Annotated in this window: 22 protein-coding genes; 6 read left to right on the top strand and 16 right to left on the bottom strand. The window is 69.0% G+C overall.

Going from position 1 to position 24,077, the window contains the following annotated elements; translation table 11 throughout:
- The first annotated feature begins 115 nt into the window (after positions 1 to 115).
- The 3 genes from HGB39_RS03405 to HGB39_RS03395 all read left to right on the top strand — a co-directional run bounded on the left by HGB39_RS03405 (position 116) and on the right by HGB39_RS03395 (position 3,320).
- The gene (locus HGB39_RS03405; RefSeq protein ID WP_005568576.1) at positions 116 to 1,579 is read left to right on the top strand and encodes a catalase; all 1,464 of its coding nucleotides are present in this window, start codon (positions 116 to 118) and stop codon (positions 1,577 to 1,579) included.
- Between the two features lie 116 nt (positions 1,580 to 1,695).
- Complete coding sequence (locus tag HGB39_RS03400; protein WP_005568575.1) at positions 1,696 to 2,427, top strand: flavodoxin family protein; 732 nt, start codon at positions 1,696 to 1,698, stop codon at positions 2,425 to 2,427.
- Between the two features lie 23 nt (positions 2,428 to 2,450).
- Positions 2,451 to 3,320: a class II glutamine amidotransferase gene (locus HGB39_RS03395; protein WP_005568574.1), complete on the top strand. Its 870-nt coding sequence runs from the start codon at positions 2,451 to 2,453 to the stop codon at positions 3,318 to 3,320.
- A 12-nt stretch (positions 3,321 to 3,332) separates the two neighbouring features.
- Here HGB39_RS03395 and HGB39_RS03390 read toward each other — a convergent pair whose 3' ends face one another.
- The gene (locus HGB39_RS03390) at positions 3,333 to 4,388 is read right to left on the bottom strand and encodes a ferredoxin--NADP reductase (protein WP_005568572.1); all 1,056 of its coding nucleotides are present in this window, start codon (positions 4,386 to 4,388) and stop codon (positions 3,333 to 3,335) included.
- 131 nt (positions 4,389 to 4,519) lie between these two features.
- Positions 4,520 to 5,281, bottom strand: coding sequence for an SDR family NAD(P)-dependent oxidoreductase (locus HGB39_RS03385; protein ID WP_005568570.1), 762 nt, complete (start codon positions 5,279 to 5,281; stop codon positions 4,520 to 4,522).
- Between the two features lie 120 nt (positions 5,282 to 5,401).
- Here HGB39_RS03385 and HGB39_RS03380 point away from each other — a divergent pair, with 120 nt between their 5' ends.
- The gene (locus tag HGB39_RS03380) at positions 5,402 to 6,175 is read left to right on the top strand and encodes an SDR family oxidoreductase (RefSeq protein ID WP_005568568.1); all 774 of its coding nucleotides are present in this window, start codon (positions 5,402 to 5,404) and stop codon (positions 6,173 to 6,175) included.
- Positions 6,176 to 6,251: 76 nt separating this feature from the next.
- On the opposite strand, the gene HGB39_RS03375 is transcribed toward HGB39_RS03380, so the two are convergent.
- The 6 genes from HGB39_RS03375 to HGB39_RS03350 are packed head-to-tail and all read right to left on the bottom strand — an operon-like array spanning position 6,252 to position 11,883.
- Positions 6,252 to 7,064 carry a MaoC/PaaZ C-terminal domain-containing protein gene (locus HGB39_RS03375; protein WP_005568566.1) on the bottom strand — a complete coding sequence of 271 codons (813 nt, stop codon included), beginning with the start codon at positions 7,062 to 7,064 and terminating at the stop codon, positions 6,252 to 6,254.
- Between the two features lie 2 nt (positions 7,065 to 7,066).
- Positions 7,067 to 8,245 (bottom strand): lipid-transfer protein, encoded by a 1,179-nt coding sequence (locus HGB39_RS03370; RefSeq protein WP_005568564.1) that lies wholly within the window; start codon positions 8,243 to 8,245, stop codon positions 7,067 to 7,069.
- Positions 8,242 to 8,673 carry a MaoC family dehydratase gene (locus HGB39_RS03365; protein ID WP_005255714.1) on the bottom strand — a complete coding sequence of 144 codons (432 nt, stop codon included), beginning with the start codon at positions 8,671 to 8,673 and terminating at the stop codon, positions 8,242 to 8,244. The genes HGB39_RS03370 and HGB39_RS03365 overlap by 4 nt, the downstream gene beginning before the upstream one ends.
- The gene (locus HGB39_RS03360) at positions 8,670 to 9,782 is read right to left on the bottom strand and encodes an acyl-CoA dehydrogenase family protein (protein ID WP_005568561.1); all 1,113 of its coding nucleotides are present in this window, start codon (positions 9,780 to 9,782) and stop codon (positions 8,670 to 8,672) included. The genes HGB39_RS03365 and HGB39_RS03360 overlap by 4 nt, the downstream gene beginning before the upstream one ends.
- Positions 9,782 to 10,720, bottom strand: coding sequence for a bifunctional MaoC family dehydratase N-terminal/OB-fold nucleic acid binding domain-containing protein (locus tag HGB39_RS03355; RefSeq protein WP_064080703.1), 939 nt, complete (start codon positions 10,718 to 10,720; stop codon positions 9,782 to 9,784). The genes HGB39_RS03360 and HGB39_RS03355 overlap by 1 nt, the downstream gene beginning before the upstream one ends.
- Positions 10,717 to 11,883, bottom strand: coding sequence for an acyl-CoA dehydrogenase family protein (locus tag HGB39_RS03350; RefSeq protein WP_005570136.1), 1,167 nt, complete (start codon positions 11,881 to 11,883; stop codon positions 10,717 to 10,719). Before HGB39_RS03350 ends, HGB39_RS03355 begins: the two co-directional genes overlap by 4 nt.
- A gap of 139 nt (positions 11,884 to 12,022) precedes the next feature.
- Between HGB39_RS03350 and HGB39_RS03345 the strand changes: the two genes are divergently transcribed.
- Positions 12,023 to 12,463 (top strand): nuclear transport factor 2 family protein, encoded by a 441-nt coding sequence (locus HGB39_RS03345; RefSeq protein WP_005255709.1) that lies wholly within the window; start codon positions 12,023 to 12,025, stop codon positions 12,461 to 12,463.
- Here the strand turns inward: HGB39_RS03345 and HGB39_RS03340 are convergent.
- From HGB39_RS03340 to HGB39_RS03330, 3 genes are read right to left on the bottom strand one after another with little or no spacing between them, the layout of a single operon-like run.
- Positions 12,447 to 13,334, bottom strand: coding sequence for an LLM class F420-dependent oxidoreductase (locus HGB39_RS03340; RefSeq protein WP_005570134.1), 888 nt, complete (start codon positions 13,332 to 13,334; stop codon positions 12,447 to 12,449). The genes HGB39_RS03345 and HGB39_RS03340 overlap by 17 nt on opposite strands.
- Before the next feature lie 13 nt (positions 13,335 to 13,347).
- The gene (gene casI, locus HGB39_RS03335) at positions 13,348 to 15,015 is read right to left on the bottom strand and encodes a steroid-22-oyl-CoA synthetase (RefSeq protein WP_005570133.1); all 1,668 of its coding nucleotides are present in this window, start codon (positions 15,013 to 15,015) and stop codon (positions 13,348 to 13,350) included.
- 26 nt (positions 15,016 to 15,041) lie between these two features.
- On the bottom strand, positions 15,042 to 16,235 hold the full coding sequence (locus HGB39_RS03330; RefSeq protein ID WP_005570132.1) for an NADH:flavin oxidoreductase: 1,194 nt from the start codon (positions 16,233 to 16,235) through the stop codon (positions 15,042 to 15,044).
- 154 nt (positions 16,236 to 16,389) lie between these two features.
- Between HGB39_RS03330 and casG the strand changes: the two genes are divergently transcribed.
- Positions 16,390 to 18,051 carry a steroid-24-oyl-CoA synthetase gene (casG, locus tag HGB39_RS03325; RefSeq protein ID WP_043791624.1) on the top strand — a complete coding sequence of 554 codons (1,662 nt, stop codon included), beginning with the start codon at positions 16,390 to 16,392 and terminating at the stop codon, positions 18,049 to 18,051.
- Between the two features lie 82 nt (positions 18,052 to 18,133).
- Here casG and HGB39_RS03320 read toward each other — a convergent pair whose 3' ends face one another.
- The 5 genes from HGB39_RS03320 to HGB39_RS03300 are packed head-to-tail and all read right to left on the bottom strand — an operon-like array spanning position 18,134 to position 23,910.
- A complete protein-coding gene (locus HGB39_RS03320; RefSeq protein ID WP_005570128.1) occupies positions 18,134 to 18,949 on the bottom strand; it encodes a mycofactocin-coupled SDR family oxidoreductase in 816 nt (271 codons plus the stop codon).
- Positions 18,950 to 18,968: 19 nt separating this feature from the next.
- A complete protein-coding gene (locus tag HGB39_RS03315) occupies positions 18,969 to 19,619 on the bottom strand; it encodes a PaaI family thioesterase (RefSeq protein ID WP_005570126.1) in 651 nt (216 codons plus the stop codon).
- Positions 19,616 to 20,488, bottom strand: a complete 873-nt coding sequence (locus HGB39_RS03310; protein WP_005570125.1) for a MaoC/PaaZ C-terminal domain-containing protein — start codon at positions 20,486 to 20,488, stop codon at positions 19,616 to 19,618. The genes HGB39_RS03315 and HGB39_RS03310 overlap by 4 nt, the downstream gene beginning before the upstream one ends.
- Positions 20,489 to 20,494: 6 nt before the next feature.
- Positions 20,495 to 22,723, bottom strand: a complete 2,229-nt coding sequence (locus HGB39_RS03305) for an acyl-CoA dehydrogenase family protein (protein WP_043791627.1) — start codon at positions 22,721 to 22,723, stop codon at positions 20,495 to 20,497.
- Between the two features lie 23 nt (positions 22,724 to 22,746).
- Positions 22,747 to 23,910 (bottom strand): steroid 3-ketoacyl-CoA thiolase, encoded by a 1,164-nt coding sequence (locus HGB39_RS03300; RefSeq protein ID WP_005570121.1) that lies wholly within the window; start codon positions 23,908 to 23,910, stop codon positions 22,747 to 22,749.
- Between the last annotated feature and the right edge of the window lie 167 nt (positions 23,911 to 24,077).

Here is a 24,077-nt window from a genome sequence, read left to right as displayed (position 1 = left end):
GCGTCCCGTGAGGGTGGTTCGATCCGCGACGTCGACCCGTCCATCGGCGAAGCCTCTTGCCCGACAGCCAGTTCCAGAAAACCCACCGCGAGAGTCAGCAACGAAGGGATCCACTGTGAGCCGAGAGACCACTGCGAACACGGGCGACAAGCTCACCACGGCCGTAGGCGCACCCGTCCCCGACAACCAGAACGTCGTCACTGCCGGGCCCCGCGGGCCGCAGTTGCTGCAGGACGTCTGGTTCCTCGAGAAGCTCGCACATTTCGACCGCGAGGTCATTCCGGAACGCCGCATGCACGCCAAGGGTTCCGGTGCGTACGGAACGTTCACGGTCACGAACGACATCACCCGGTACACCAGCGCGAAGATCTTCTCCGAGGTCGGCAAGAAGACCGACCTGTTCGCCCGCTTCTCCACCGTCGCCGGTGAGCGCGGCGCCGCCGACGCCGAGCGCGACATCCGCGGCTTCGCGGTCAAGTTCTATACCGAGGAAGGCAACTGGGACCTCGTCGGCAACAACACCCCGGTCTTCTTCTTCCGCGACCCGCTGAAGTTCCCCGATCTCAACCACGCCGTCAAGCGTGACCCCCGCACGAATCTGCGCAGCCCCGAAAACAATTGGGACTTCTGGACGTCGCTGCCCGAGTCGCTGCACCAGGTCACCATCGTGATGAGCGACCGCGGTATCCCCTCGTCGTACCGGCACATGCACGGATTCGGTTCGCACACGTTCAGTTTCATCAACGCCGAGGGCGAACGCTTCTGGGTGAAGTTCCACCACCGCGTGCAGCAGGGAGTCGAGAACCTCACCGACGCCGAGGCCGAGGCCCTGGTCGGCGCCGACCGCGAGAGCCATCAGCGGGATCTCTTCGACGCCATCGAGGCCGGCAATTTCCCGAAGTGGAAGCTGTGCGTGCAGATCATGCCCGAGGCCGACGCCGACACGGTCCCCTACCACCCGTTCGACCTGACGAAAGTGTGGCCGAAGGCCGACTACCCGCTCATCGAGGTCGGCGAATGGGAACTCAACCGCAACCCCGACAACTACTTCGCCGAGGTCGAGCAGGCGGCGTTCAACCCGGCACACGTCGTGCCCGGCATCAGCTTCTCCCCGGACAAGATGCTCCAGGGCCGGTTGTTCTCCTACGGTGACGCGCAGCGCTACCGCCTCGGCGTGAACAACTACCAGATCCCGGTCAACGCGGCCCGTTGCCCGGTGAGCAACTTCCACCGCGACGGTGCCATGCGGGTCGACGGCAACAACGGTGGCACCCTGCACTACGAGCCGAACAGCTACGGCAAGTGGCAGGAGCAGAGCCGGTACCGCGATCCCGCGCAGGGCGTGGGCGCGTTCGCCGACCGGTTCAACTTCCGGGAGGACGACGACGATTACTTCTCGCAGCCGCGCGTGTTGTTCAACAACATGAGCGACGAGCAGAAGCAGGTGCTGTTCGAGAACACCGCGCGGGCCATCAACGGCGCGTCGCAGCAGGTCGTGCAGCGGCACATCGACAACTGCACGCAGTGCGATCCCGCCTACGGCGAGGGCGTCGCGAAGGCGATCTCCGCGCTGGGCTGACAGAACACCCGGGTCCGCCCGGTCCGGGATCGTCCCGGACCGGGCGGACTCTTCTGCCACGAACAGGGACCGCCGCGGCATATCGTGGACTTCCGGACTCTTTCGTGGGAGGACTGATGGCCGATCCGTCGCCGCGGGACGGAACCCCCCGTTTCAGCGGCCTGCGTGCCCTGTTCGTCAACTGCACCCTGAAGCGGTCCCCCGACGTGAGCAACACCCAGGGGCTGATCGACCGCAGTGTCGGCCTGATGGAGCAGGAAGGCGTCTCGGTCGACCAGATCCGGGCGGTGGACCACGACATCGCGACCGGCGTGTATCCGGACATGACCGAGCACGGGTGGCCGAGCGACGAATGGCCCCAGCTGTTTCAGCGAGTGCTGGACGCCGACATCCTGGTCCTGGCCGGTCCGATCTGGCTCGGCGACAACGGTTCCGTCACGAAACAGGTGATCGAGCGGCTCTACGGTTGCTCGTCGATTCTCAACGACCACGGCCAGTACGCCTACTACGGGCGCGCCGGGGGTTGTCTGATCACCGGCAACGAGGACGGGGTCAAGCATTGTGCGATGAACATCCTCTACAGCCTCCAGCATCTCGGATACGTGATCCCGCCGCAGGCCGACGCCGGATGGATCGGTGAGGCCGGCCCGGGCCCGTCGTATCTCGACGAAGGGTCGGGCGGTCCGGAGAACGATTTCACCAACCGCAACACCACGTTCATGACGTACAACCTGATGCACGTCGCCGCGATGTTGAAGAAGGCCGGCGGGTTCCCCGCGTACGGAAATCGACGTTCGGAGTGGGACGCGGGTTGCCGCCCCGACTTCGCCAACCCGGACTACCGCTGATCCGCCCATCCGAGAGGGAAGTTATGTGCCGATTGTTCGGGTTGTCCGCCGCCCCGCATCGCGTCCGCGCGTCGTTCTGGCTGCTGGACGCCCCGGACAGCCTCGCACAGCAGAGTCACCGCGAGCCGGACGGCACCGGTCTCGGCACGTTCGCGGAGGACGGAACTCCGGTGGTGGAGAAGCAACCGCTCGCCGCATACGAGGACAGGGAGTTCGCGCAAGAGGCGAAGCATCGCTCTTCGGTCACGTTCGTCGCGCACATCCGTTTCGCGACCACGGGTGAACTGCTTCCCCAGAACACCCACCCGTTCGCCCAGGGCGGTCGCGTGTTCGCCCACAACGGCGTGGTCGAAGACCTGCCGAAGCTCGAGGCGGAACTGGGCTCCGATCTCGCGCTCGTTCACGGCGACACCGACTCGGAACGCGTCTTCGCCCTCGTGACCAGTCACATCGGCAGGAACGGCGGCGACGTCACGGCCGGCATCACCTCGGCCGCCCGATGGCTGGCCGACAACGTGCCGATCTACGCGCTCAACATCCTGCTGACCACGCCCGGCGAATTGTGGGCGCTACGGTACCCGGACACCCACGACCTGCTGTTCCTCGAGCGGCGCGCGGGCGGTCCGAGTGGTGGTCGCCACCTCCAGCACGCGAGCACTCCCGGCCGGATCCGTGCCAGGTCCGAGCATCTCGCCGAGTATCCGGCGGTGGTCGCCGCCAGCGAACAGATGGACGAGGACCCCGGCTGGATGCCACTGCAGCCGGGCGAACTGCTCCACGTCGACCGTGACCTCGCCGTCACCCGGGAGGTCATCGTCGATCGCCCACCGCGCTACCCGATCCGCCTCGCCGACCTGGGCGCCCACGCCGCGGCGGCGCAGACGGAGAAGTAGTACCGGCGTCGGTCAGAACTCGATCCGCACGTGCTCGCTGACGGGGCGGGCCTGGCACGCGAGGATGTAGCCGCTCGCGATGTCCTCGGGATCGAGGATCGACGCGTTGTCCATGTCCACTTCTCCCTGGACCACCGTGCATGCGCAGGAACCGCATTCGCCCTCGCGGCACGAGTAGGGGACGTCGAGCCCCTTGGAGAGCATGACGTCGACCAGTGTCGCCTGGCGGGGCCAGCGCAGGTTGTGCGCTTCGCCGTCGAGTTGCACCTCGACCGTCGACGCCGTTCCCGCCTCCGTGTCCGGCAGTTCCTCGACCACGACGTCCGCGAACGGATCCCCGGACAGTGAGGTGAACACCTCGGCGTGCACACGGTCGCGCGGGACGCCGGCGAGTGCGAGCGACTCGTGGATCGCGTCCATGAAGGGGCGCGGCCCACAGAGGTAGGCGCGGTGGTCCCGGAACCGGTCCGACAGATTCGCCAGCTGCCGCGGTGTCGGCAGGCCCTGCACGCTCTCGAGCCAGTGCACGACGGTCAGCCGGTGTTCGTGGCGGGCCGCGAGTTCCCGCAACTCCTCGGCGAAGATGACCGACTTCTCGTCCCGGTTCGCGTACACGAGAACGACTTTCCCGTTGCCCTCGCTGAGCGCCGACTTGAGGATCGACATCACCGGGGTGATTCCACTGCCCGCGGCGAACAGGATCAGGTCTTCGTCCAGGCTGGCCGGAGTGAACACGCCCGCGGGAGGCAGGACCTCGATGCGGTCGCCGACACCGACGTTGTCGCACAACCAGTGCGAACCGTACCCGCCTGCGGTGCGTTTGATCGTCACCTTCGGCAGGTCGTCGGTGAACGGCGAACTGGCCAGCGAGTAACACCGCGCGACGGAACCCGTCCGATCGCTCGGGATGCGCAGCGTCAGGAACTGCCCGGGCTTGTAGGCGAATTCGTGCCGACGCTCGTCGGGGACGTCGAACACCAGCGACCGGGCGTCGGACGTCTCCTCCACGACAGCGGCCACGGTGACCACTACTGATCGCGAACTGCGTGGTGTTTCAACGGTCGTCATCGCGACGGTGCCCTCTCGCTACGGTAATTCGATCCTGCCGAAACTAGTGCAGATCGAGCGCGCCGGCCCCCGGCCTTCCCGCTGTGCGGGACCCGGATGCCCGCCGTCAGCCCCAACGGGACTGCCCGCCGTCAGCCCCAACGGGACTGCCCGCCGTCCAGGGGGATGGTGGCCCCGGTAAGGTAGCCGGCGTCCTCGCTCACGAGGAACACGACGGCACGTCCGATGTCGGTTTCGGCGTCGCCGACCCGTCCGAGCGGGATGCCCGCCACGAACTCCGCCGCCTCGTCCGGGTTCCTGTCCATCCATCGCTCGAGCGCCGGACTCTTGGCGTGCGGGGCCACGGACAGCACCCGGATGCCGTCCCGGCCCCACTCGCACGCCGCCGACCTGGTCAGCGAACGCATTCCCTCCTTGATCGAACCGTAGGCGCCGTAGTTGCTCGCGTCCCACCGCACGGCCGCCGACGTGACGAGGTTGACGATCACGCCGCCGCCGCGCGCCCTCATGTGCGGGTGGCACGACTGCATCATGCGCAGCGTCGCGAGCGGTCCCGTTGCGAACGACCGCTCGTACTCCTCGTCGATCACCGACAGGATCGGTCCCGGCGTGCAGTCGTTGGCGTTGTTGACCAGGATGTCGACGCCGCCGAACACGTCCACGGTCCGCACGACGGCGGACGCGATGTCCGCCCGCCTGCTGACGTCGCACACCACTGGTTCGCCGCGTGCGCCGAGTTCGGTGAGCCGCTCGCACGTGCCGTGCAGTTTCGATTCGGTCCGGCCGGCGACGGCGATTGCCGCGCCCTCCCGGGCGAGGGCCAGGGCGATTCCCTGCCCGATCCCCTGCCCCGCACCGGTGATCAGCGCGACCTTGCCGTCGAGTTTGCCCATGTCCACTCCCGTTCCCCTACTATCGAACCAAGCATTTGCTTGTTTTCGGTCTTCGTGTTGATTCACCCGATCCCATTCGAGCGCCGGCAATCCCGCGCTCCCTCACTCCGAAGGTCTCCCGTGACAATCCCCCATCCTCTCGATTTCAGTGGCCGCGCCGTCGTCGTGACCGGCGGAACCAAGGGCATCGGTTTCGTCGTCGCCGAATCGTTTCTCGCCGCGGGTGCGAACGTGCTCGTGTGCGGCCGGAGCGCACCGGACACCCCGCCCGCGCACGGTGATCGCACCGCCGCGTTCCGCGCGACCGACGTCCGCGACCACGCCGACGCCGCCGCCCTGATCGACGAGGCCGTCGCGCGGTACGGCCGCCTCGACGTCCTCGTCAACAATGCGGGTGGTTCGCCCGATGCCGACGCGGCCACCGTCTCGCCGCGCTTCGTCGAGAAGATCGTCGCGCTGAATCTGCTGGCGCCCTTCACTGTCGCCCAGGCCGCCAATGCGGTGATGCAGCAGCAGTCCGACGGCGGTGCCATCGTCAACATCGGCAGTGTCTCCGCCCACGATCCGCAACCCGGCACCGCCGCGTACAGCGCCGCGAAGGCGGGGTTGCTGGTTCTGACGAAAGCGCTTGCGCTCGAGTGGGCTCCGAAGGTCCGGATCAACCACATCACCACGGGTCTCATCCGCACGGAGAGCGCGGCGTCCGTCTACGGCGACGACGGCGGCGCCGCCGTCACCCGGACCCTGCCGATGGGGCGGATGGCGGTGCCGTCCGACATCGCGGACGCCTGCCTGTACCTGGCGAGCGCGCAGGCGTCGTACGTGAACGGCGCCGATCTCGCCGTCCACGGCGGCGGCGAGTATCCCGCGCGGTATCTCGCCACCCACTCCTGACCTCCTCGCCGAATGCCGCATCGGTTCAGTTGAACTGCACCGGTGTGACATTCGGCGACGGACGGCGACCGTGCGGTCAGCCGAACGCGGCGCGGGCGCCGGCGATCACCGGCCGGTCGTCCTGGACGAGTTCGAACGACGCATCACCCGCATCACCCCAGGCTCGCAACGTCGGCGCGTCGCCCGGGTAGACCGGTGCGGCAAACCGTCCCTCCAGCCGGACGAGGTCGGCCGGGTGGACGTCCAGCGCACGGGCGAGTTCCAGCGTGCTCGCGGCGAGCGTGCACAGGCCGTGCATGATCGGCCGGGGCTGCCCGATCCGCTCGGCCGCCGCCGGGTCGATGTGGATGTGGTGCCGGTCGCCGGTCAGCCGGTACAGCGCCGCCTGGTTCTCCGCGGTCCGCAGAACAGCGTCCACGGCCGGTTCACCCTCGGGCCGAGACGGTTTCGCGGGGCCTCGATCGCCGCCGAAACCACCGGCGCCGGGCGCGAACAGCGACCAGGTGGCGACGAAGAACTCGGAGTCGACGCGCACCTCGAACACGGCGGCCGAGCCCTTGTCCCACACCTCGCCGACCGACGCCGACAACGCGATCTCGCCGCGACGGGGAAGCGGCGCGAGCACCGTCAGTTCCTGCGATCCGTGCAGCGCCGTCTTCGTGTCGAAAGCGCCCCGCGACCCCAGTTCGTCCGGCGCCCACTGGGCGAGAGTGAGAGCGAACGTGGGCAGCACCCGCAGACGCTCCTCGAAGACGAGGTCCATCTCGGTGGCCCGCGCACCCACCGACAGTGCGTACAGGATGACGTCGCGCTCGTCGTAACTCACGGTCCGGGTGCCGAGGTCCTCGCCTCGCCACGCTCCTGCCGTCGTGCGCTCGGTTGTCGTCATGATCAGTCCTCTCTGCCCAGGATCAGGCCGCTGGTGGGCACGGCGGTGCCCGCGGTCACCAGCACGTTGCCGATGCCGTCCGGTTGTGTCGTCGACGTTCCGCGGATCAGGCGAACTGCCTCGGCGATACCGTTGACGCCGTGCAGATAGGCCTCACCGATCTGGCCGCCGTGGGTGTTCGCCGGGAGTCGGCCGCCGACCTCGAGGTTGCCGTCCCGGATGAAGTCCTTAGCCTCGCCAGGATCGCAGAAACCCAGTTCCTCGAGTTGCGGGAGGACGAGCGGGGTGAAGTGGTCGTAGAGGATCGCCGCCGAGATGTCGTCGGGCGCGAGACCGCTCTGCCGGTAGAGTTGCCTGCCCACGAGGCCCATTTCGGGTATTCCGGTGATGTCGGGCCGGTAGTAGCTGGCCATCATGTGCTGGTCCTTGCCGGAGCCCTGCGCGGCGGCCTTGACGATCGCCGGGGTGGTGCGGAGGTCCTTGGCGCGTTCGGCGGAGACGATGACGAGGGCCTGGCCGCCGTCGGTTTCCTGGCAGCAGTCCAGCAGGTGCAGCGGTTCGGCGATCCACCGCGACTTCTGGTGGTCGTCGAGGGTGATGGGCCGCCCGTGGAACCAGGCGGCCGGGTTGCCGGCGGCGTGCTTGCGTGCGACGACCGCGATCCGGCCGAAGTCCTCACTCGTGGCGCCGTACCGATGCATGTACCGGCGGGCGAACATCGCCACCCACTGGGCGGGCGTCGACAATCCCTGCGGGGTCAGCCAGGCGTACGCCGCCCGGTCCGCGGTGCAGTCCATCGGTCGGTCGTGCTGCCCGAGTCCGTACCGCACACCGGACCGTTCGTTGAAGGCGCGGTAGCAGACGACGACGTCGGCGATGCCCGTCGCCACGGCCATCGCCGCCTGCTGGACAGTGGCGCACGCGGCGCCGCCGCCGTACCCGATGCGGGAGAAGAACTTCAGCTCGCCGATGCCCGTGTTGCGGGCGACGAGGACCTCCCCGTTCGTCTCGGCGGTGTACGTGGACAGTCCGTCGACCTCGGACGGGTCGATGCCCGCGTCGGCGAGTGCGGCGACGATCGCCTCGCACGCCAGTTGCAGTTCGCTTCGTCCCGAGTGCTTGGAGAATTCGGTGGCGCCGATGCCGACGATGGCGGCGGCGCCCGACAGGGGGCTGGTCATCGGTTCCCTCCCGCGGTCCACGCGACGACGACGGTGCCGGTGGCGTGATCACCGAGGCTGTTCGCGCCGCGGATCTTCACGGTGACGAGGCCGTCGTCCTTCGCGACCACCTCACCGGTCAGGGTCATCTCGTCGCCGGGGTAGTTGGGGGCACCGAGCCGCACCGCGATCCGGCGCAGCGACGCGTGCGCCCCCGCCCAGTCGGTGACGAACCGTCCCACCAGCCCGTTGGTGGTGAGGATGTTCATGAACACGTCCTTCGACCCCCGCTCCACCGCGAGCGCCGGATCGTGGTGGACGTCCTGGAAATCGCGGGTGGCGAGGGCGGTGGCGACGATCAGGGTGCGGGTCAGCGGTATCACCAACTCCGGCAGCCGATCGCCGACCGTGACGGCGTCGTAGGTCGTGGTGCCGACGGTGGCGGTCATGCGACCACCTCGACCCCGGCCGCCAGCTGCGCGCCCAGACGTGCCAGGTCGGAGCCGGCTCCGCCGAGGGTGGCGGCGAGCTGCTTGCCCCACAGCAGGTGCCGGTGCACCGGGTAGTCGGTGTCGACACCGATTCCGCCGTGCACGTGCTGGGTGCGGTGGACGACCCGCTGGCCGCCGTCGGTCGCCCACCATTTCGCGACCAGCACAGCGGTTCCCGGATCTTCCGCGCTCGCGAGGAGCCAGGCGGCCTGCCACAGTGTCACCCGCATGGCCTCGAGGTCGATGTAGCAGTCCGCGAGCTGATGGGTGACGGCCTGGAACGTCGCGAGCGGGCGGCCGAACTGGGTGCGTCCGTTGAGGTACGTGACGGCCTGACGCACCGCGCCCTCCCCCACGCCCAGTTGCAGGGCGGCGACCGCCAGTTCCGCTCGTTCGAGCAGCCACCGCACCGCGGTACCGTCCGCCGGGCCGACCGGTTCCGCGGGGGCCGCGTCGAACGCGACGTTCGCGCAGATCTCGTGGGTGGTCGACTCCGCCTGCTGCGCAGTCACACCCGCGGCCTCCGGGTGCACCAGGAACAGCGCCGAACCGCTGTGTGTGGTCGCGGAGACGAGGAGGCGTTCGGCGAGGTGCGCCACGGGCACCGCGGCCTTGGCGCCGTGGACCTGCCACCGGCCGTCCACCTCGCGTGCCGTCGTCGCCGGTTCGCCCGCGACGTACGGTCCGAACTCCTCCAGTCCGACCGTGAGGATCAGGCTGCCGTCGGCCGCCGCGGGGATCAGCGCGTCCCGTTGGTCCGGCGTCCCGAACTCGGCGATCGCGAGCGCGCCGAGCACGTGCGGCCACAACGGAACCGGCGCCACGGTCCGGCCCTGCTCCTCGAGCAGGACGTACAGTTCGGCGAGTCCCATGCCGCCGCCTCCGAGGTTCTCGGGCAGGGCGATGCCGAGCAGCCCGGTGGTGACCAGTTCGCGCCACAGTTCCCGGTCGATCCGGTCGGCGCCCGACTCGACGTCCGTGATCCGCTCGGGTCGCGACCTGGCGGCGAACACGTCCGCGGCCAGTCCGCGGACCGCTTCCTGCTCCTCGCCGAATGTGAAGTCCATCAGTGTTCCTCCGATACTGCGGGCCGGAATGCGGGAAGTGTGAGTTCCGGGTCTGCGTCGATCCAGTCCAGTTCCACGGGCATTCCGATGTGCACGTGTTCGGGTTCGACACCCGTCATGTTGGCGATCAGGCGGGTGCCCTCCGCGAGTTCGATCACCGCGACGATCAGTGGGTAGTCGAAGGCGTCGATCTTCGGGTGGTGGTTGACGACGAACGTGTAGACGGTGCCCCGCCCCGACGCGTCGACGGTGTCCCATTCGGTGGAGCGGCACTCCCCGCACATCGGTCCGGTCGGGTGCCTCAGCACACCGCAGTTCGTGCACCGCTGGATGACGAGGCGGTGCTCGCGGGCGGCCGCGAACCAGAACGCGTTGTCGTCGTCGAGGGCGGGCCGCGGGCGCAGCGCGCGCGTGGCCGGGCGTTCGGCGGGCCGGAATCGGAGTGTCCGCCACCGCTGGGTGCCGACGATCTCGCCGTCACCGTTGCGGTACGTCTTGAGGGTGGTGACGAAATGTCCTGCGCCGAGACCTGTCCGTTTCTCCGCGGAGACGGACTCGACGACCTCGGTCGTGCTCACCCGGTCGCCGGGACGCAGTTCTGCGAAGAATTCCTGGTCGGAATCGGTGGCGACGACGGACGTGAATCCCGCCTCGTCGAGTGTGGCGATCAGTTCCGTCCAGACGGGTGACGGGTCGGCGCCGGACATCGTGTCGGCGAATGTGCGCATCGTCCACACCTGCAGCATCTGCGCAGGCGCGACGGCGCCGCCGCGGCCGGTGGCGCGTGCGGCGTCGTCGTCGAGGTAGACCGGGCTCGTGTCACCCATCGCCTCGGCCCAGTGCCGGATCATGGGAGTGTTCACCGGGTCGGGACCCCAGGTGGCCGGGACGATCGTCCGTCCCTCGAAGGCGCGCAGCCGGGTGAGGAGTTCGCTCATTTCACCCTCTTCTCGCGGGCGAGTCCGAGGCCGAGGGTGCCGACCATGTCGCGGAGCACCTCGTTGACGCCGCCGCCGAACGTGTTCACCACGCTCTGCCGGGAGATCTGTTCGATCTGGCCGGCGAGAATCGCGCCCGGCGAGCCCGGACGCAGCCGTCCGGCGGCACCGAGGATCCCGAGCAGCGTGCGATAGACGTCGACGTGGGTTTCGGTGCCGTACGTCTTGGTGGCACCGGCGTCGGCACCCGACAACGCATCCCGCGCGACCGCGGCGGTCATCTTCCAGTTCAGCAGTCGCATCGCCTCGAGCTTCGCGTGAGTGCGCGCGAAGTCCATCTGCACCCACGGGATGTCGAGTGCACCGTTCCGTCCGGCCCAGTCGAGGACCTGGTGCCACAGGCCGAGCGTGCGTCCGCCGAGCGCGGCGAGCCCGATGCGTTCGTGATTGAGCTGAGCGGTGATCAGCTGCCAGCCACCGTCGACGTCACCCACGACGTCCTGATCGCCGACCCGGATCCCGGTGTAGTAGGTCGACGTGACCGTCAGCCCGCCCACGGTGTGGATCGGCGACCAGCTGAAGCCGGGATCGTCGGTGGGGACGATGAGGATCGAGATGCCCTTGTGCTTGGGTGCGTCCGCATCGGTGCGGCACGCCAGCCACACATAGTCGGCCGTGTTGGCGCCACTGGTGAAGATCTTGTTGCCGTCGACAACCCACGTGTCCCCGTCGCGCACGGCCCGGGTCTGCAGCGACGCGAGGTCGGTACCGGCTTCCGGTTCGGTGTACCCGATGGCGAAGACGATGTCGCCGGCCAGGATGCCCGGAAGGAACCGCGCCTTCTGCTCCTCGGTGCCGTACTTCATCAAGGTGGGGCCGACCGTGTTGACGGTGACGAACGGGAACGGCAACCCGGCCCGTTGCACCTCGTCGAAGAACACGAACTGGTCTTCGATCGACCGTCCCTGCCCGCCGTACTCCACCGGCCAGCCGGCACCCAGCCAGCCGTCCTTGCCCAGCAGCCGCACGATGTCGCGGAAGTGTTCTCCGCCCACACCCTCCTCACCCGCGATCCGCCGCGTCTCCTCCGGCAGCAGCGCCGCGAAGTAGGCGCGCAACTCCCGCCGGAGTTCCCGTTGCCCGGGCGATTCCCTCACATCCATCGGCGTTCTCCTCAAACCTGTGCGTGGCTGTCGCCACGGGTGTTCTGGACGCTAACCAGCACTCCCACGCCTCGGTGCCGATGTCTCGGTCAGCGGGAGGTGGCTGTCGCCGATGCCGGACGTCCGCTGGAATGGTGGAATGGCCACCGGATTCGCTCTCACCGAACTCACCGCCCGCTACGCGCGGGCCGTCGACCGGCGCGAGGCGGCAACGCTCGCGGCGTTGTTCGACTCCGACGCGACGTTCGTCCTCCCGCCCGCGTTGACGGGCACCGGCGCGGCAACGGAACTCCGCGGCAGCGGCGTGCTCGCGTCCGCCGTCGTGGACGCCGTCTCGCATCTGCAATCCACCCGGCACGTCGTGCACCAGCAGGTGATCGACGTGGACGGGTCGACGGCGTCGGGCGAGACGTACTGCACGGCGCACCATGTCTACGCCGGCCGAAACGGCTTCCGCGACAACCGGATCGCGTTGCGCTACCACGACCGGTACGTGCTCGGCGACACCGGCTGGCAGTTCTCCCGGCGCGAACTGATCGTCGACTTCAGCGAGGACGTGCCGGTCACCGTGCCGGACTGAGGCCCAACCGCGCCGAGCAGGCGGCCATCTCGTCGATGACCTGGCCGAGGGACTGCGCGTGTCGGGACGCCGACAGCACGAGCCGACTCGCACCCAGGTCCCGGGACCGGTCGAGCTTGGCCTCGTCCAGCCGCGGCAGCGTCGCCCCCAGCACGAGGTCGACGTCGGCGGGATCGCGGCCGGCGTCCGCTGCCGCAGCCCGCATCCGGGCGATCGCCCGGTCCAGGTCGTCGCCGGCCAGGCCGAGCGGCTGGAATCCGTTGCCCAGCCGCCCTGCCCGCCGTGTGGCCGCTGGGCTGTGACCGCCGATGTAGAGCGGCACTCCCGAATTCCGGTGGGGTTTGGGCCAGCTCTGGGCGCCGCGGAAGGAGAAGTGTTCGCCCGCGAAGTCGACGGCGCCGGTACCCGACCACAGCGCCCGCATCACCGCGATCGCCTCGTCGGCGACCGCGCCGCGCCGGTCGAAATCACCTCCGCAGGCCTCGATCTCCTCACGCATCCAGCCGAGACCGAGGCAGACACGGAGGCGTCCCGCGGACAGCCGGTCCAGGGTGGCGAGACGCTTCGCCAGCACCACCGGATGGTGGTTGGGCAGGACCAGCACGCCCGTCGCGAGACCCAGGGTCGTCGTGGCGCCGGCGACGAACGACAGCAGTTCCAGCGGGTCCGGCAGACTGCAGTCGTCGGGCAGGTGCGACTTCCCGGTGGGCGAGTACGGATAGGCACTCGCCGTGTCCGCGATGACGACCGAGTGCTCGACGGCGGAGATCTCGTCGAATCCGAGTGATTCCGCAGCCCTCGCGAATTCGAGTATCCACTCGGGCTCGCCCGCCCGTCCCAGCTCGACGGGAACCACCACACCCAGTTTCATGTCACCCTCACCGTCACACGTGCAGGAATCGTTGCCGGCCGTGCGTGTGGAACTCCTGCTCCAGCGCGGCCTTCTCACTGTCGGTCATCTGGTGGTATTCGGGAACACCGCGTCCCACCCACCGGAAGACCGGATCGTCGCAACGCCAGCGCTGTTCCTGCAGCGTTCGTTTGAGCACCTTGTTCGATCCCGTCACCGGCAGGTCCGTCGACACCCGGACGAAGCGGGGTGCCGCCTTCGTGCCCAGGTCGTCCTGTCTGCCGAGGAAGGCGGCGAACTCCGCCGGATCGAAATCGGTGCGGTCCGACACCTCGACGGCCGCCATCACCTGATCGCCCGACCGCGGGTCGGGGACGGCGTACACGCCGGTGGCGACCACTTTCGGGTGGCGGCGCAGAATGCGCTCCACCATCAACGCCGAGGTGTTCTCCCCGTCCACGCGGATCCAGTCGCCCTTCCGGCCGGCGAAGTAGATGAAGCCGGCCTCGTCGACGTACCCGAGGTCGCCCGTCCAGTACCAGCCGTGCCGGATGCGGTCCGCGATCGCGTCCTCGTTCTTGTAGTAGCCCTCGAATCGCGCCGCGCCGGCCTTGTCGACCATTTCGCCGATCGCCTCGTCCGGGTTGAGCACGCGACCGTGCCCGTCGAGCCGCGCCCGGGCCTTCTCCGCGCGGGTGTCGGGGTCGACGATGACGATGTTCTCGTTCGCGGGTCTGCCGAGCGCACCCTCGGGGGCGTCGGGGTCGAGCGTCACCGAACCGGCGCCTTCGCTCGAGCCGTACCCTTCGTACAGTTCGGCGCCGAACCGGCGGACGAATTCGGTCTTGTCCTCCGGGGACGCCTCGGTCCCGAAACCGCGGACGAGAGTGTTGTCACGGTCGTCGGGTTGCTCCGGTGTGGCCATCAGGTACGCCAGCGCCTTGCCGACGTAGGTGAAGAATGTGGCGCCGAAGAACCGGACGTCGGGCAGGAATCCGGACGCGGAGAACTTGCGCGGCAGGCAGACGGTGGCGCCGTTGGCGAGTGCGGGCGCCCACAGCGCCATCAGCGCGTTGCCGTGGAACAGCGGCATGCAGCAGTAGTCGACGTCCTCGCGCACGTGCCCGTACTTGACGGTGTTCGCGTACGCCAGCCGGGCGAGCCGGCCCTGACTGCACCGCACCGCTTTCGACGTGCCGGTGGTGCCGGACGTGAACAGCAGAAGGAACAGCGTCGACGCGTCGATCCCGGGCTCCCCGGCCGGACTCTCGACGGCATGGGACGCGACGAGTTCGGTGTAGGCCGGATCGTCGACCAGCAGAAACCGGTCGTCGGACAGCCCGAGGTCGAGACCGGCGAGCTGTGCCTTCCCTGCGGTGTCCGTGACGATCAGCTGGCAGTCGACGTACCGGATCTCGGCCTCGAGTTCCGCCCCGCGACGGGTCGGATTGATGCCGACCACGGTGGCGCCGGCGATCGCGGCGCCGCCCAGCCAGAACAGGAACTCGGGGGTGTTCTCGAGCAGGACTCCGACGTGGAACGGTCCGTCGCGCCGCAGCGAGGATGCGACGGCCCCGCGGGCCGCACTCTCGCGTACCACCTCGTCCCAGGTCCAATCCTGTTCCCGGGTACGGACTCCCAGTCTGTCGTCACCCAGCCGGTCCAGCAGCATCTCGGCGATCGTGGTGCGTTCCAACTCCATCTCTCCTGTCGACACGGTATGCACGCTCACGGCACGCGGAGCACGCAGTGGGTGCCACCGTAGATGGCCGTCATGCACTTGTTGCAGTGAATGCACAGACCGGGGTTGTGGGTCTCCTCCGTGATCCGGTTGACGAGGTCGGGTTCCCGCAGGAGTGCCCGTGCGACGGCCACGAACTGGAATCCTTCCGCCATCGCCAGGTCCATGGTCGCCTTGCCGGTGATGCCACCGAGTAGGACGAGCGGCATCGTCACGGCGGCTCTGATCTGGCGGGCGTCCTCGAGGAGGTAGGCGTCGCGGTAGGGGTATTCCTTCAGGAAGTGCTTGCCGACCAACCGGATTCCCAGTTTCGTCGGCTGCGGCATGACGGCGGCGAACTCACGGAGCGGCGCGTCGCCCTTGAACAGGTACATCGGGTTCAGCAGGGAACTGCCCGCGGTGAGCTCGAGCGCGTCCAGCGAACCGTCCTGTTCGAGCCATTGCGCCACCTGGATGGCCTCGTCCACCCAGAAGCCCCCGGGCACACCGTCGTCCATGTTCAGTTTGGCGAGGATCGCGATCCTGTCCCCCACCGCGTCGCGTACGGCGCGTGCGGTCTCGAGCGCGAACCGGGCGCGGTTCGCCAGGGATCCGCCGTATTCGTCCGTGCGCTTGTTGACCTTCGGGCTGAGAAAGGAGCTGATCAGGTAGTTGTGGCCGAAATGGATCTCCACGGCGTCGAACCCCGACTCCACCGCGCGGCGAGCCGCGTTGGCGTGTGCCTCGACGATCCGGGCGATATCTGCCGCAGACGCCGGCTTGGAGAAGTTCTGGGTGGTCATCCGGAACGCACGGGACGGGCCCAAGGCCGGAGATCCGATGTACTTCGCAGCCGCGACCGGTCCCGCGTGGCCGATCTGCGCAGACACTGCCGCACCCTCGGCGTGGATGGCGTCGGTCAGCTTCCGCAGGCCCGGCATCGTCTCGTCGGTCCATTGGATCTGGCCGGGCGACGTGCGTCCGTCCGCGGCGACCGCGCAGTACGCGACGGTCGTCATGCCCACGCCTCCGGCGGCGGGCTGCCGATGGAATTCGATGAGCTCGTCGGTGACCATCCCCTTCGGGGTCAGGCCCTCGTACGTCGCTGCCTTGATCACGCGATTGCGCAGGGTGATCGGCCCGAGTGTGGCCGGGGCGAGCGGGTCGACCTTCACTGTGGGCGGGTCGAGATCTATCGTCATATGAGTTCCTCCAGCTGCGATTCGCTGTCGAACGTAACGGCGCCGGGATGTCGCGGATCGCGGCAGTCTCGCTGAGTGGTAACCACGTCCGGGCGCCCGTCACGGCGTGCCATCTTGTGTCGGTACGAGTGCCCGAGGACGAAAGGTCGCCCCGATGACTGCCCCTACAGATCCACAGTTGCACCTGGATCAGGTGATGTCCCGTCTCACCGGACCCGGTGGCCGGTTCGAACTCGTCGAGGAGCCGGTACTCGGCACCCGGATGCCGGTGATGAAGAACCGCGGGCGCTCGGTGGGCGAACTCCTCACCACGTCGCTCCGGTGGGGCGACCGCGACTACCTCGTGACCGCCGACCGCCGGATGTCCTACACGGAGCACGCCGCCGCGGTCGCGGCCCTGGCGACGGCGCTGCGCGAGGACCACGGCGTCCGGAAGGGTGACCGGGTGGCGATCCTGGCCGCGAACACCCCCGAGTGGGTGGTCGCGTTCTGGGCCACGCAGGTGCTCGGCGCCATCAGCGTCGGACTGAACGGCTGGTGGGTTCGGCGGGAGGTCGAGTACGGGCTGACGCACAGTCGCCCCACTGTGGTGATCGCCGACGCGAAGCGCGCCGAGACGCTCGCCGCGGTCGGCACCGACCTTCCGGTCCTCACGATGGAGGCGGATCTGCCCGCGATCTTCGCGAAGTACGCAGGGTCCCCGATGCCGCACACCGACGTCGACGAGGACGATCCCGCCGCCATCCTCTACACCAGCGGCACGAGCGGCAGACCCAAGGGAGCGCTGCACTCGCAGCGCAACATTCTGGCCGTCGTCGACTACCACCGGTTCAGCGACGCCGTGGTCGGCGAATTCAGTGGACGACCCGTCGACCCGGCGATGCCGAGTCCGCTTCGCTACCTCCTGACCTCTCCCCTGTTCCACATCGCGAGCCTGCACAATCTGGTGATTCCGCGGCTGGCGACGGGCGGCGCGGTCGTCATGCACCAGGGCGGATTCGACGTGGACGCCGTGCTCCGCCTCGTCGAGCGGGAACGGGTCACCAACTGGGGAGCGGTGCCCACGATGGCGTCCCGTCTGGTCGAGCACGACGACCTCGACAAGTACGACCTGTCGTCGCTCACGTCGTTCTCGCTGGCGTCCGCACCGTCGTCGGTGGCGTTCAAGGAACGGCTGCGCGAGAAGGTGCCGTTCGCGCGGAACGCCCTCGTGGACAGCTACGGACTCACCGAGTGCAGTACCGCGATCGCCGTCGCCACCGCCCCCGAACTCGAGCAGTTCCCCAGGACTCTGGGACGTCCGATCATCACGGTGAGCATGGAGATCCGCGACCCGTACGGGGAGTGGCTGCCCGACGGCGTCGAGGGCGAGGTGTGCGTGCGCAGCCCGTTCGTGATGCTCGGCTACTGGGAGGACGAGGCCGCCACCGCTGCGGCGATCGCCCCGGGCCGATGGCTCCGGACCGGCGACTACGGACTCGTCGAGAACGGTCGCCTGCGGCTGACCGGACGTCGCTCGGATCTTATTCTGCGCGGCGGGGAGAACGTGTACCCCACCGAGATCGAGCAGTGCCTCGACGAACACCCCGACGTGCTCGAATGCGCGGTGATCGGGACGCCCCACGAGGATCTGGGTCAGGAGGTGGCGGCTGTCGTGGTGTTGCGACCGGGTGCCGTGACCACCGAGGCGGAACTGCGCGAGTACGCCGCGGATCGCCTGTCGTATTTCAAGGTCCCGACCCGCTGGCGGATCACCACGGACCTGTTGCCCCGCAACGCGACCGGCAAGACGATCCGCCGGGACATCGCCGTCTGACACCGGCAGCTGAGCGCCGAATGTCACAGTGGTGCGGTCGAACTGCACCACTGTGACATTCGGCGAACACAGACGGCGAACCTCAGCGAATGAGGTTGCCGAGGTCGACGGGAATCTGCGCCCCGGTGATGTATTTCGCCTCGTCCGAACACACCCAGGCGACGACGGCGGCGACGTCCTCCGGCTGGGTGATGCGGTAGGGCAGTGAGTTCTGGTAGATGGAGCCGAGCGTCGACGCGTACCGGGCGATGAGCGGGTGCAGGTCGCGCACCTTCATGCCGGTGTCCACGCCCGCCGGGTGCACCGTATTGACACGGATGCGGTGCTCCCCGAGTTCGTTCGCCATCGTCTTGGCGAGCCCGGTGATGCCGTGCTTGGTGGCGACGTAGTGCCCGGTGAACGGGGTGCCCTTCAGCCCGGACACCGAACTCGTGAAGACGACGGCGCCGCCCTCCCCCTGTTCGATCAGATACGGAACCGCCGCCTTCGCGGTGTGGAACGTTCCCGTGAGGTTGACGTCGACCGTCTCCTGCCACTGCTCGGCGGTGATCTCCCACGACAACGCCCCCGAGCAGATGCCCGCGTTCGCGATCACGACGTCGAGGCGGCCCAACTGCTCGATGCCGTCGGCGAGGGCACGCGAGAGTCCGTCGAAATCGCGCACGTCCGCGGTGGAGGCGACGATCCGCCGGCCGGTGGATTCGACGAGCCGGACCGTCTCGGCCAGGTCGTCCCGGGTGGCGCCGGGATAGGCGGTGGACGCGAATTCGGTGCAGGCGTCGATCGCGATGACGTCGGCGCCCTCGGACGCGAACCGGACGGCCTCGGCGCGGCCCTGCCCGCGCGCCGCGCCGGTGACGAAGACGACCTTGTTCTCGAAACGGCCGGGTGACGTCATTGTCTGCTCCTGATCGGGGTCATCGTGGGCGGGGCACGGTCTTGTCGACGAACAGTCCCTCGACCGAGACGCACACCTCGCCGTCCGCGGTCCGGATGTCGCCGACGGTGGTGATCTTGCGGCCGTCGACCGACATCAGCTTCCCGGTCAGGGTGAGTGGTTCGAACAGCGGCGTCGGGCGGTGGTAGCGGGTGCTCAACTGCGCTGTCATGCCGGCTTTTCCACCCCAGGCGTTGGCGACGCCGAGGACGTGGTCGAGCAGGAGCGCGGACACGCCGCCGTGGACGTGCCCGGGCGGCCCCTGGTACGGGATGGTCAGCGTGACGGTGCCCCGGACCGATCCGTCGGACAGCCCCTCGAGGACCACAGGCGGCGCGAGCGCGTTCTCGGGTCCGGTGACGGGATCGTGCCGGGTGACGCCCTCGCCGTTCCACATGTCGATCAGCCGCTCGGCGACGGCGGGCGCGTGTTCCTCGAGGTGCTCGGCGATGCTGTTCAGCTCTTCCGCGACGCGGTCGAGGTTGGCGTTGCCGCGATCGGTCCGCAGCAGCGCGTCGACCACGCGGCGGGCGGCCTCGGTCGCCCGGTCGACGGCGGAACTGTCGGGCGGTGACGTCAGCACCGTTCCCGACGGGCTGTTCTCGAACGTGGGGTGCGTACCGACGCTCATCCGCTCACCTCCATCGTCGCCTGGGTCAGGACCGGTTGCCCGTCACGGTCGGGGCACGTCGCGCGCAGGGTCAGCCGGTCGCCGTCGTGCCAGACCGCGGTCTCGACGGTCTCGCCCGGGTACAGCGAGCCCGCGAACCGCACCGCGTAGTGGCGCAGTCGTGTGGGATCGCCGTCCAGCATCCCGTCGACGACGGCCTTGCACACCACACCGTACGACGCGAGCCCGTGCAGGATCGGCCTTTCGAACCCGGCCGCGGCCGCGAATTCGGGGTCTGCGTGCAGCGGGTTGAGGTCGCCGCTGAGCCGGTAGAGCAGGGCCTGCGCCGTCCCGGTGCGCGACACCAGCACCTTGTCGGGTTCGCGGGCCGGCACCGTGGCCACCGACTCGGGTCCCGGGGAGCCACCGAACCCGCCCTCATCGCGGGCCCAGATCTGCATCCCCGTGGTCCACAACGGGTTCCCGCCCGAGTCGGTGGCCGTCTGTTCGAGCACGATGACGGCGGCCTTGCCCTTGTCCCACACGTCCGCCACCCGCGAGGACACCCGGGCCCCACCTGACGGAGGAATGGGCGCGTGCACGGTGAGCGACTGTCCGCCGTGCAGGATCTTGCGGAGGTCGATGTCGATACCGGGCAGGCTCAGCCCGGCCGCCGGTGCGTCGCCGGCCGAGATTCCCTGCCCCGCGACGAGCGCGAACGTCGGCAGCACCAGCAAGTCCTTCTCGTACACCCAGCGCAGTTCCGCGGGGTCCTGGGCGTTCCCGCCGGCGCCGAGTCCGAGGTGGTAGAGCATCACGTCACGCTCGGTCCACGCCACATCACGCACGGCCGGTTCCGCGGTCAGCGCGGCCTTCACGTCGATCGCCATGTCAGGTCACGCTCCCTTTCCGGGCGCGGGATCACGCGGCAGACCCAGCAGTCGTTCGCCGATGATGTTGAGCTGGACGTTGGTGGTGCCGCCCGCGATCGACATGCACTGCGAGTTCAGGAACATCTGCGTAGCGGAGGTGCGGGGCCGGTCGCCGAGCAGGGCGCGCGGTCCGGCCCAGTCCATCGCCACCTCCCACACCTGCTGGATGTGTTCGACGCCGAGCAGTTTCGCGACCGACGACTCGGCGCCCGGTTGCCCGCCCGCGATCGAGCGCAGGGTGGTGCGCAGCCCCATCAGGCCGCCGGACTGTGCGTCGCAGAGGACCTTGCCGAGCACGGTCAGCTGCTCGTCGTCGATGCCGCCGGGCAGTTCGCCGGCCAGGGTCAGCAGAGCCTCGCCGCCAGAGCCCAGCGAGGAGTCGTGCGACAGCGATACCCGTTCGTTGGCGAGGGTCGTGCGGGCGAGCTTCCAGCCGTCGCCCGGTTCGCCCACGAGGAGTTCGTCCGGGACGAACACGTCGTCGAGGAACACCTCGTTGAACAGTGCCTCGCCGGTGATCTCGCGCAGCGGCCGGATGTCGAGGCCGTCGCTGCCCCTCATGTCGATCAGGAAGTACGACACCCCCTTGTGTTTGGGCACCGAGGCATCTGTGCGGGCGAGGCAGATACCCCAGTCCGCGTCCCGGGCCATCGACGTCCACACCTTCTGCCCCCGCAGCACCCAGCCGCCGTCCACCTTGGTGGCCCGGGTGGTCAGGCCGGCGAGGTCCGATCCGGCGCCGGGTTCGGAGAACAGCTGGCACCAGACGAGGTCGCCGCGCAGCGACGGGGGCACGAAGCGCCGCAACTGTTCGTCGCTGCCGTGCGCGATGAGCGTGGGCACCACCCAGTTGCCGATGATCATGTCGTGGGGCTTCAGCGCGGCCGCGCGCAGTTCCTCCGCGATCACGAGTTGTTCCACGGCGCCCGCTCCCCTACCCCACGGCGCGGGGAGGTGCGGTGCGGTGTAGCCCTTCTCGGCCAGGTACGTCCTGCGCTCCGGCTCGTCCAATGCGGCCGCGTCCGTGAGTTCTGCGAGCACGCCGGCGCGGATGCTATCGGCGTCCGGAGGCAGGTCGATGCCGAGCACCCGGCGGGCCCCGCCCAGGGTCGCGCGGGCCACGCGCCGCCGCCACGATGCGGTGGACCCGAGCAGGATCCGCAGCGACTGCGCCCGGCGCAGGTACAGGTGGGCGTCGTGTTCCCAGGTGTAGCCGATTCCCCCGAGCACCTGGATGCAGTCCTTGGTGACGGCGAACGCCGCGTCGGGTGCGGTGGCTCCGGCGACCGCGGCCGCGAGTGACGCCTCCGCCGCACTGCATCGCGGCGCAGCCGTCGCGGCCCTGGCACTGCTTCCGGGATTCATCGCACGGGCCGCGTCCCACGCACAGACGCGGGCCTGTTCGGCGAGGCAGAGCATACGGGCGACCCGGTGTTTCACCCCCTGGAACTGGCCGATGGGGCGGCCGAACTGGTGGCGCACCTTGGCGTAGTCGGCGGCGGTGGTGACCGCCCAGTCGGCGACACCCGAGGCCTCGGCGGCGAACAAGGTGGCCGCCAGATCGAGAACGCGCTGCGAATCGATCTGCAGGACATCGGCTTCGGCGATCTCGAGGGCGTTCACCGAAGCGGTCGCGTTGCGGCGCACCACATCGTGGCTGGGCAGGTCGGTCACGTCGAGCCGGCCGCGGGCGAGCGCCACGAACGCGGTCTCGTCGCCGTCTCTCGCCGCGAGCAGGAACAGGTCGCCCACCTGCCCGCCGAGGACGTACCCGGACTCACCGTCCAGCGTCACCACTCCGCCGTCCCGGACGAGACGCAGCGAACCCGGCTGCAGGGCCACCGCGCCGAGGGCCGAACCGTCGGCCAGCCCGGAGAGCTCACCCGTGCGCCCGGACTCGTGCAGGACGGCGCCGAGCAGCACGGTCGGGAGGAAGGGACCGGGCAGCAGGACCCGGCCCAGTTCCTCGGCGACCACTGCCAATTCCACCAGTCCACACCCCGCCCCGCCCACATCCTCGGGCAGGTGGAGTCCCAGTACGCCCAGTTCCGCCAACGACTTCCAGAACAGCGGTCGTTGCTCGGTCTTGGCCTCGACGGCCTCCCGGAGCACGGCCGGGGTCACGGTCCGTGTGGCCCAGCCTCGCACCGAGTCACGCAGGTCGCGCTCTTCTTCGGTCAATCCCATTGTCATGTCGGCCTCGTCGATCGTTCGGGTCAGATGCGTTCGATGATGGTTGCGGTGGACAGCGCGCCGCCCGCGCACATCGTGACCAGCGCGGTGGAGGTGTCGGAGCGCTCCAGTTCGTGCAGGGCGGTCGTGATCAGCCGGGCCCCGGTGGAGCCCACCGGATGTCCGAGGGCGATGGCGCCGCCGTTGACGTTCACCTTCGACATGTCGGCTCCGTGCACCTGCGCCCACGACAGCACGACGGACGCGAACGCCTCGTTGATCTCGACGAGATCGATGTCGCCCAAAGACATTCCGGCGCGTTCGAGGACCATGCGCGTCGACTCGATCGGCCCGTCGAGGTGGTAGTACGGGTCGGAGCCGACCATGCCGGACGCGAGAATCCTCGCGCGCGGCCGCAATCCGAGTTCGCGGGCACGGCCGCCGTCCATGAGCAGGACGGCGGCGGCGCCGTCGCTGATCTGGGACGAGTTGCCCGCGGTGTGGATGTGGCCGTCGATCACGGGCTTCAGGGCCGACAGGGCCTCCGCGGTCGTCTCGCGCAGTCCCCCGTCCTGGGTGACCACCGCAAGTTCACCGGTGGGTGCGCCGGACTTGTCCACGACGGGAGCGGTGACGGGAACGATCTCGCGGTCGAACCGTCCGTCCGCCCAGGCCTGGGCGGCGCGTCGCTGCGACTCGAGCCCGAACGCGTCGACGTCGCCGCGCCCGAGCCCGCGGAGGTCGGCGATCCGCTGGGCGGACGTGAACTGGTCGCCCATGTCGATCGCCCAGTCGTCGGGGTAGGGGTTGCCGGTCTCCGTCGTGACGGCCTGGCCGAGGAACACCCGGCTCATCGCCTCGACACCGCACCCGATTCCGGCGGAGATCTGGCCGGACGCGATGAGACCCGCCACGACGTGTACGGCCTGCTGGGAAGATCCGCAGGCGCAGTCGAGCGACGTGGCCGCCGTCGCGTACGGCAGTCCCGCGTGCAGCCACGCCTGCCGGGTCACGTTGTTGGACTGCTCACCGGCCTGGGTGACGCATCCGCCGACGATCTGCCCGATGTCCGCCGGGGCGACACCGGCCCGTTCGAGGACACCCCGCTGTGCGGCGCCGAGTAGTTCGGCCGGGTGCAGTCCGGACAGTGCCCCGCGCCGGCGCCCGATCGGTGTCCGTGCCGCGTCGACGATGACGGCGTTGCCCATGTTCCGCTCCTTGAGTTCTTCCGGCACGCGGACGCGTCCGCGGCTCATTTTTGAAATGTATTCTACTTTTGAGGAGACATCAATGCCCTTCGCCATGCGAAATAGTTCTCCGCACAGCTCAGGAGTCAGGAATGAATTTCACGTCGAGGTCGGCGGGAGGCGGCCCG

It is taken from the genome of Rhodococcus opacus (genome assembly GCF_012396235.1).
In the GTDB taxonomy this organism is placed as follows: domain Bacteria; phylum Actinomycetota; class Actinomycetes; order Mycobacteriales; family Mycobacteriaceae; genus Rhodococcus_F; species Rhodococcus_F opacus.
This window is presented reverse-complemented; position numbering and strand designations above follow the sequence as displayed.

What these genes read in the sequence shown, in the direction of transcription:
- HGB39_RS03390 (WP_005568572.1), bottom strand. Translation starts at nt 4,388, where the DNA reads ATGACGACCGTTGAAACACCACGCAGTTCGCGATCAGTAGTGGTCACC.
- HGB39_RS03370 (WP_005568564.1), bottom strand. Translation starts at nt 8,245, where the DNA reads ATGACCAGCCCCCTGTCGGGCGCCGCCGCCATCGTCGGCATCGGCGCC.
- HGB39_RS03320 (WP_005570128.1), bottom strand. Translation starts at nt 18,949, where the DNA reads ATGACGTCACCCGGCCGTTTCGAGAACAAGGTCGTCTTCGTCACCGGC.
- HGB39_RS03360 (WP_005568561.1), bottom strand. Translation starts at nt 9,782, where the DNA reads ATGGACTTCACATTCGGCGAGGAGCAGGAAGCGGTCCGCGGACTGGCC.
- HGB39_RS03310 (WP_005570125.1), bottom strand. Translation starts at nt 20,488, where the DNA reads ATGGCGATCGACGTGAAGGCCGCGCTGACCGCGGAACCGGCCGTGCGT.
- HGB39_RS03305 (WP_043791627.1), bottom strand. Translation starts at nt 22,723, where the DNA reads ATGACAATGGGATTGACCGAAGAAGAGCGCGACCTGCGTGACTCGGTG.
- HGB39_RS03330 (WP_005570132.1), bottom strand. Translation starts at nt 16,235, where the DNA reads ATGACGATAGATCTCGACCCGCCCACAGTGAAGGTCGACCCGCTCGCC.
- HGB39_RS03340 (WP_005570134.1), bottom strand. Translation starts at nt 13,334, where the DNA reads ATGAAACTGGGTGTGGTGGTTCCCGTCGAGCTGGGACGGGCGGGCGAG.
- HGB39_RS03395 (WP_005568574.1), top strand. Translation starts at nt 2,451, where the DNA reads ATGTGCCGATTGTTCGGGTTGTCCGCCGCCCCGCATCGCGTCCGCGCG.
- HGB39_RS03355 (WP_064080703.1), bottom strand. Translation starts at nt 10,720, where the DNA reads ATGAGCGAACTCCTCACCCGGCTGCGCGCCTTCGAGGGACGGACGATC.
- HGB39_RS03400 (WP_005568575.1), top strand. Translation starts at nt 1,696, where the DNA reads ATGGCCGATCCGTCGCCGCGGGACGGAACCCCCCGTTTCAGCGGCCTG.
- HGB39_RS03315 (WP_005570126.1), bottom strand. Translation starts at nt 19,619, where the DNA reads ATGAGCGTCGGTACGCACCCCACGTTCGAGAACAGCCCGTCGGGAACG.
- HGB39_RS03385 (WP_005568570.1), bottom strand. Translation starts at nt 5,281, where the DNA reads ATGGGCAAACTCGACGGCAAGGTCGCGCTGATCACCGGTGCGGGGCAG.
- HGB39_RS03350 (WP_005570136.1), bottom strand. Translation starts at nt 11,883, where the DNA reads ATGGATGTGAGGGAATCGCCCGGGCAACGGGAACTCCGGCGGGAGTTG.
- casG (WP_043791624.1), top strand. Translation starts at nt 16,390, where the DNA reads ATGACTGCCCCTACAGATCCACAGTTGCACCTGGATCAGGTGATGTCC.
- HGB39_RS03345 (WP_005255709.1), top strand. Translation starts at nt 12,023, where the DNA reads ATGGCCACCGGATTCGCTCTCACCGAACTCACCGCCCGCTACGCGCGG.
- HGB39_RS03300 (WP_005570121.1), bottom strand. Translation starts at nt 23,910, where the DNA reads ATGGGCAACGCCGTCATCGTCGACGCGGCACGGACACCGATCGGGCGC.
- HGB39_RS03365 (WP_005255714.1), bottom strand. Translation starts at nt 8,673, where the DNA reads ATGACCGCCACCGTCGGCACCACGACCTACGACGCCGTCACGGTCGGC.
- casI (WP_005570133.1), bottom strand. Translation starts at nt 15,015, where the DNA reads ATGGAGTTGGAACGCACCACGATCGCCGAGATGCTGCTGGACCGGCTG.
- HGB39_RS03375 (WP_005568566.1), bottom strand. Translation starts at nt 7,064, where the DNA reads ATGACGACAACCGAGCGCACGACGGCAGGAGCGTGGCGAGGCGAGGAC.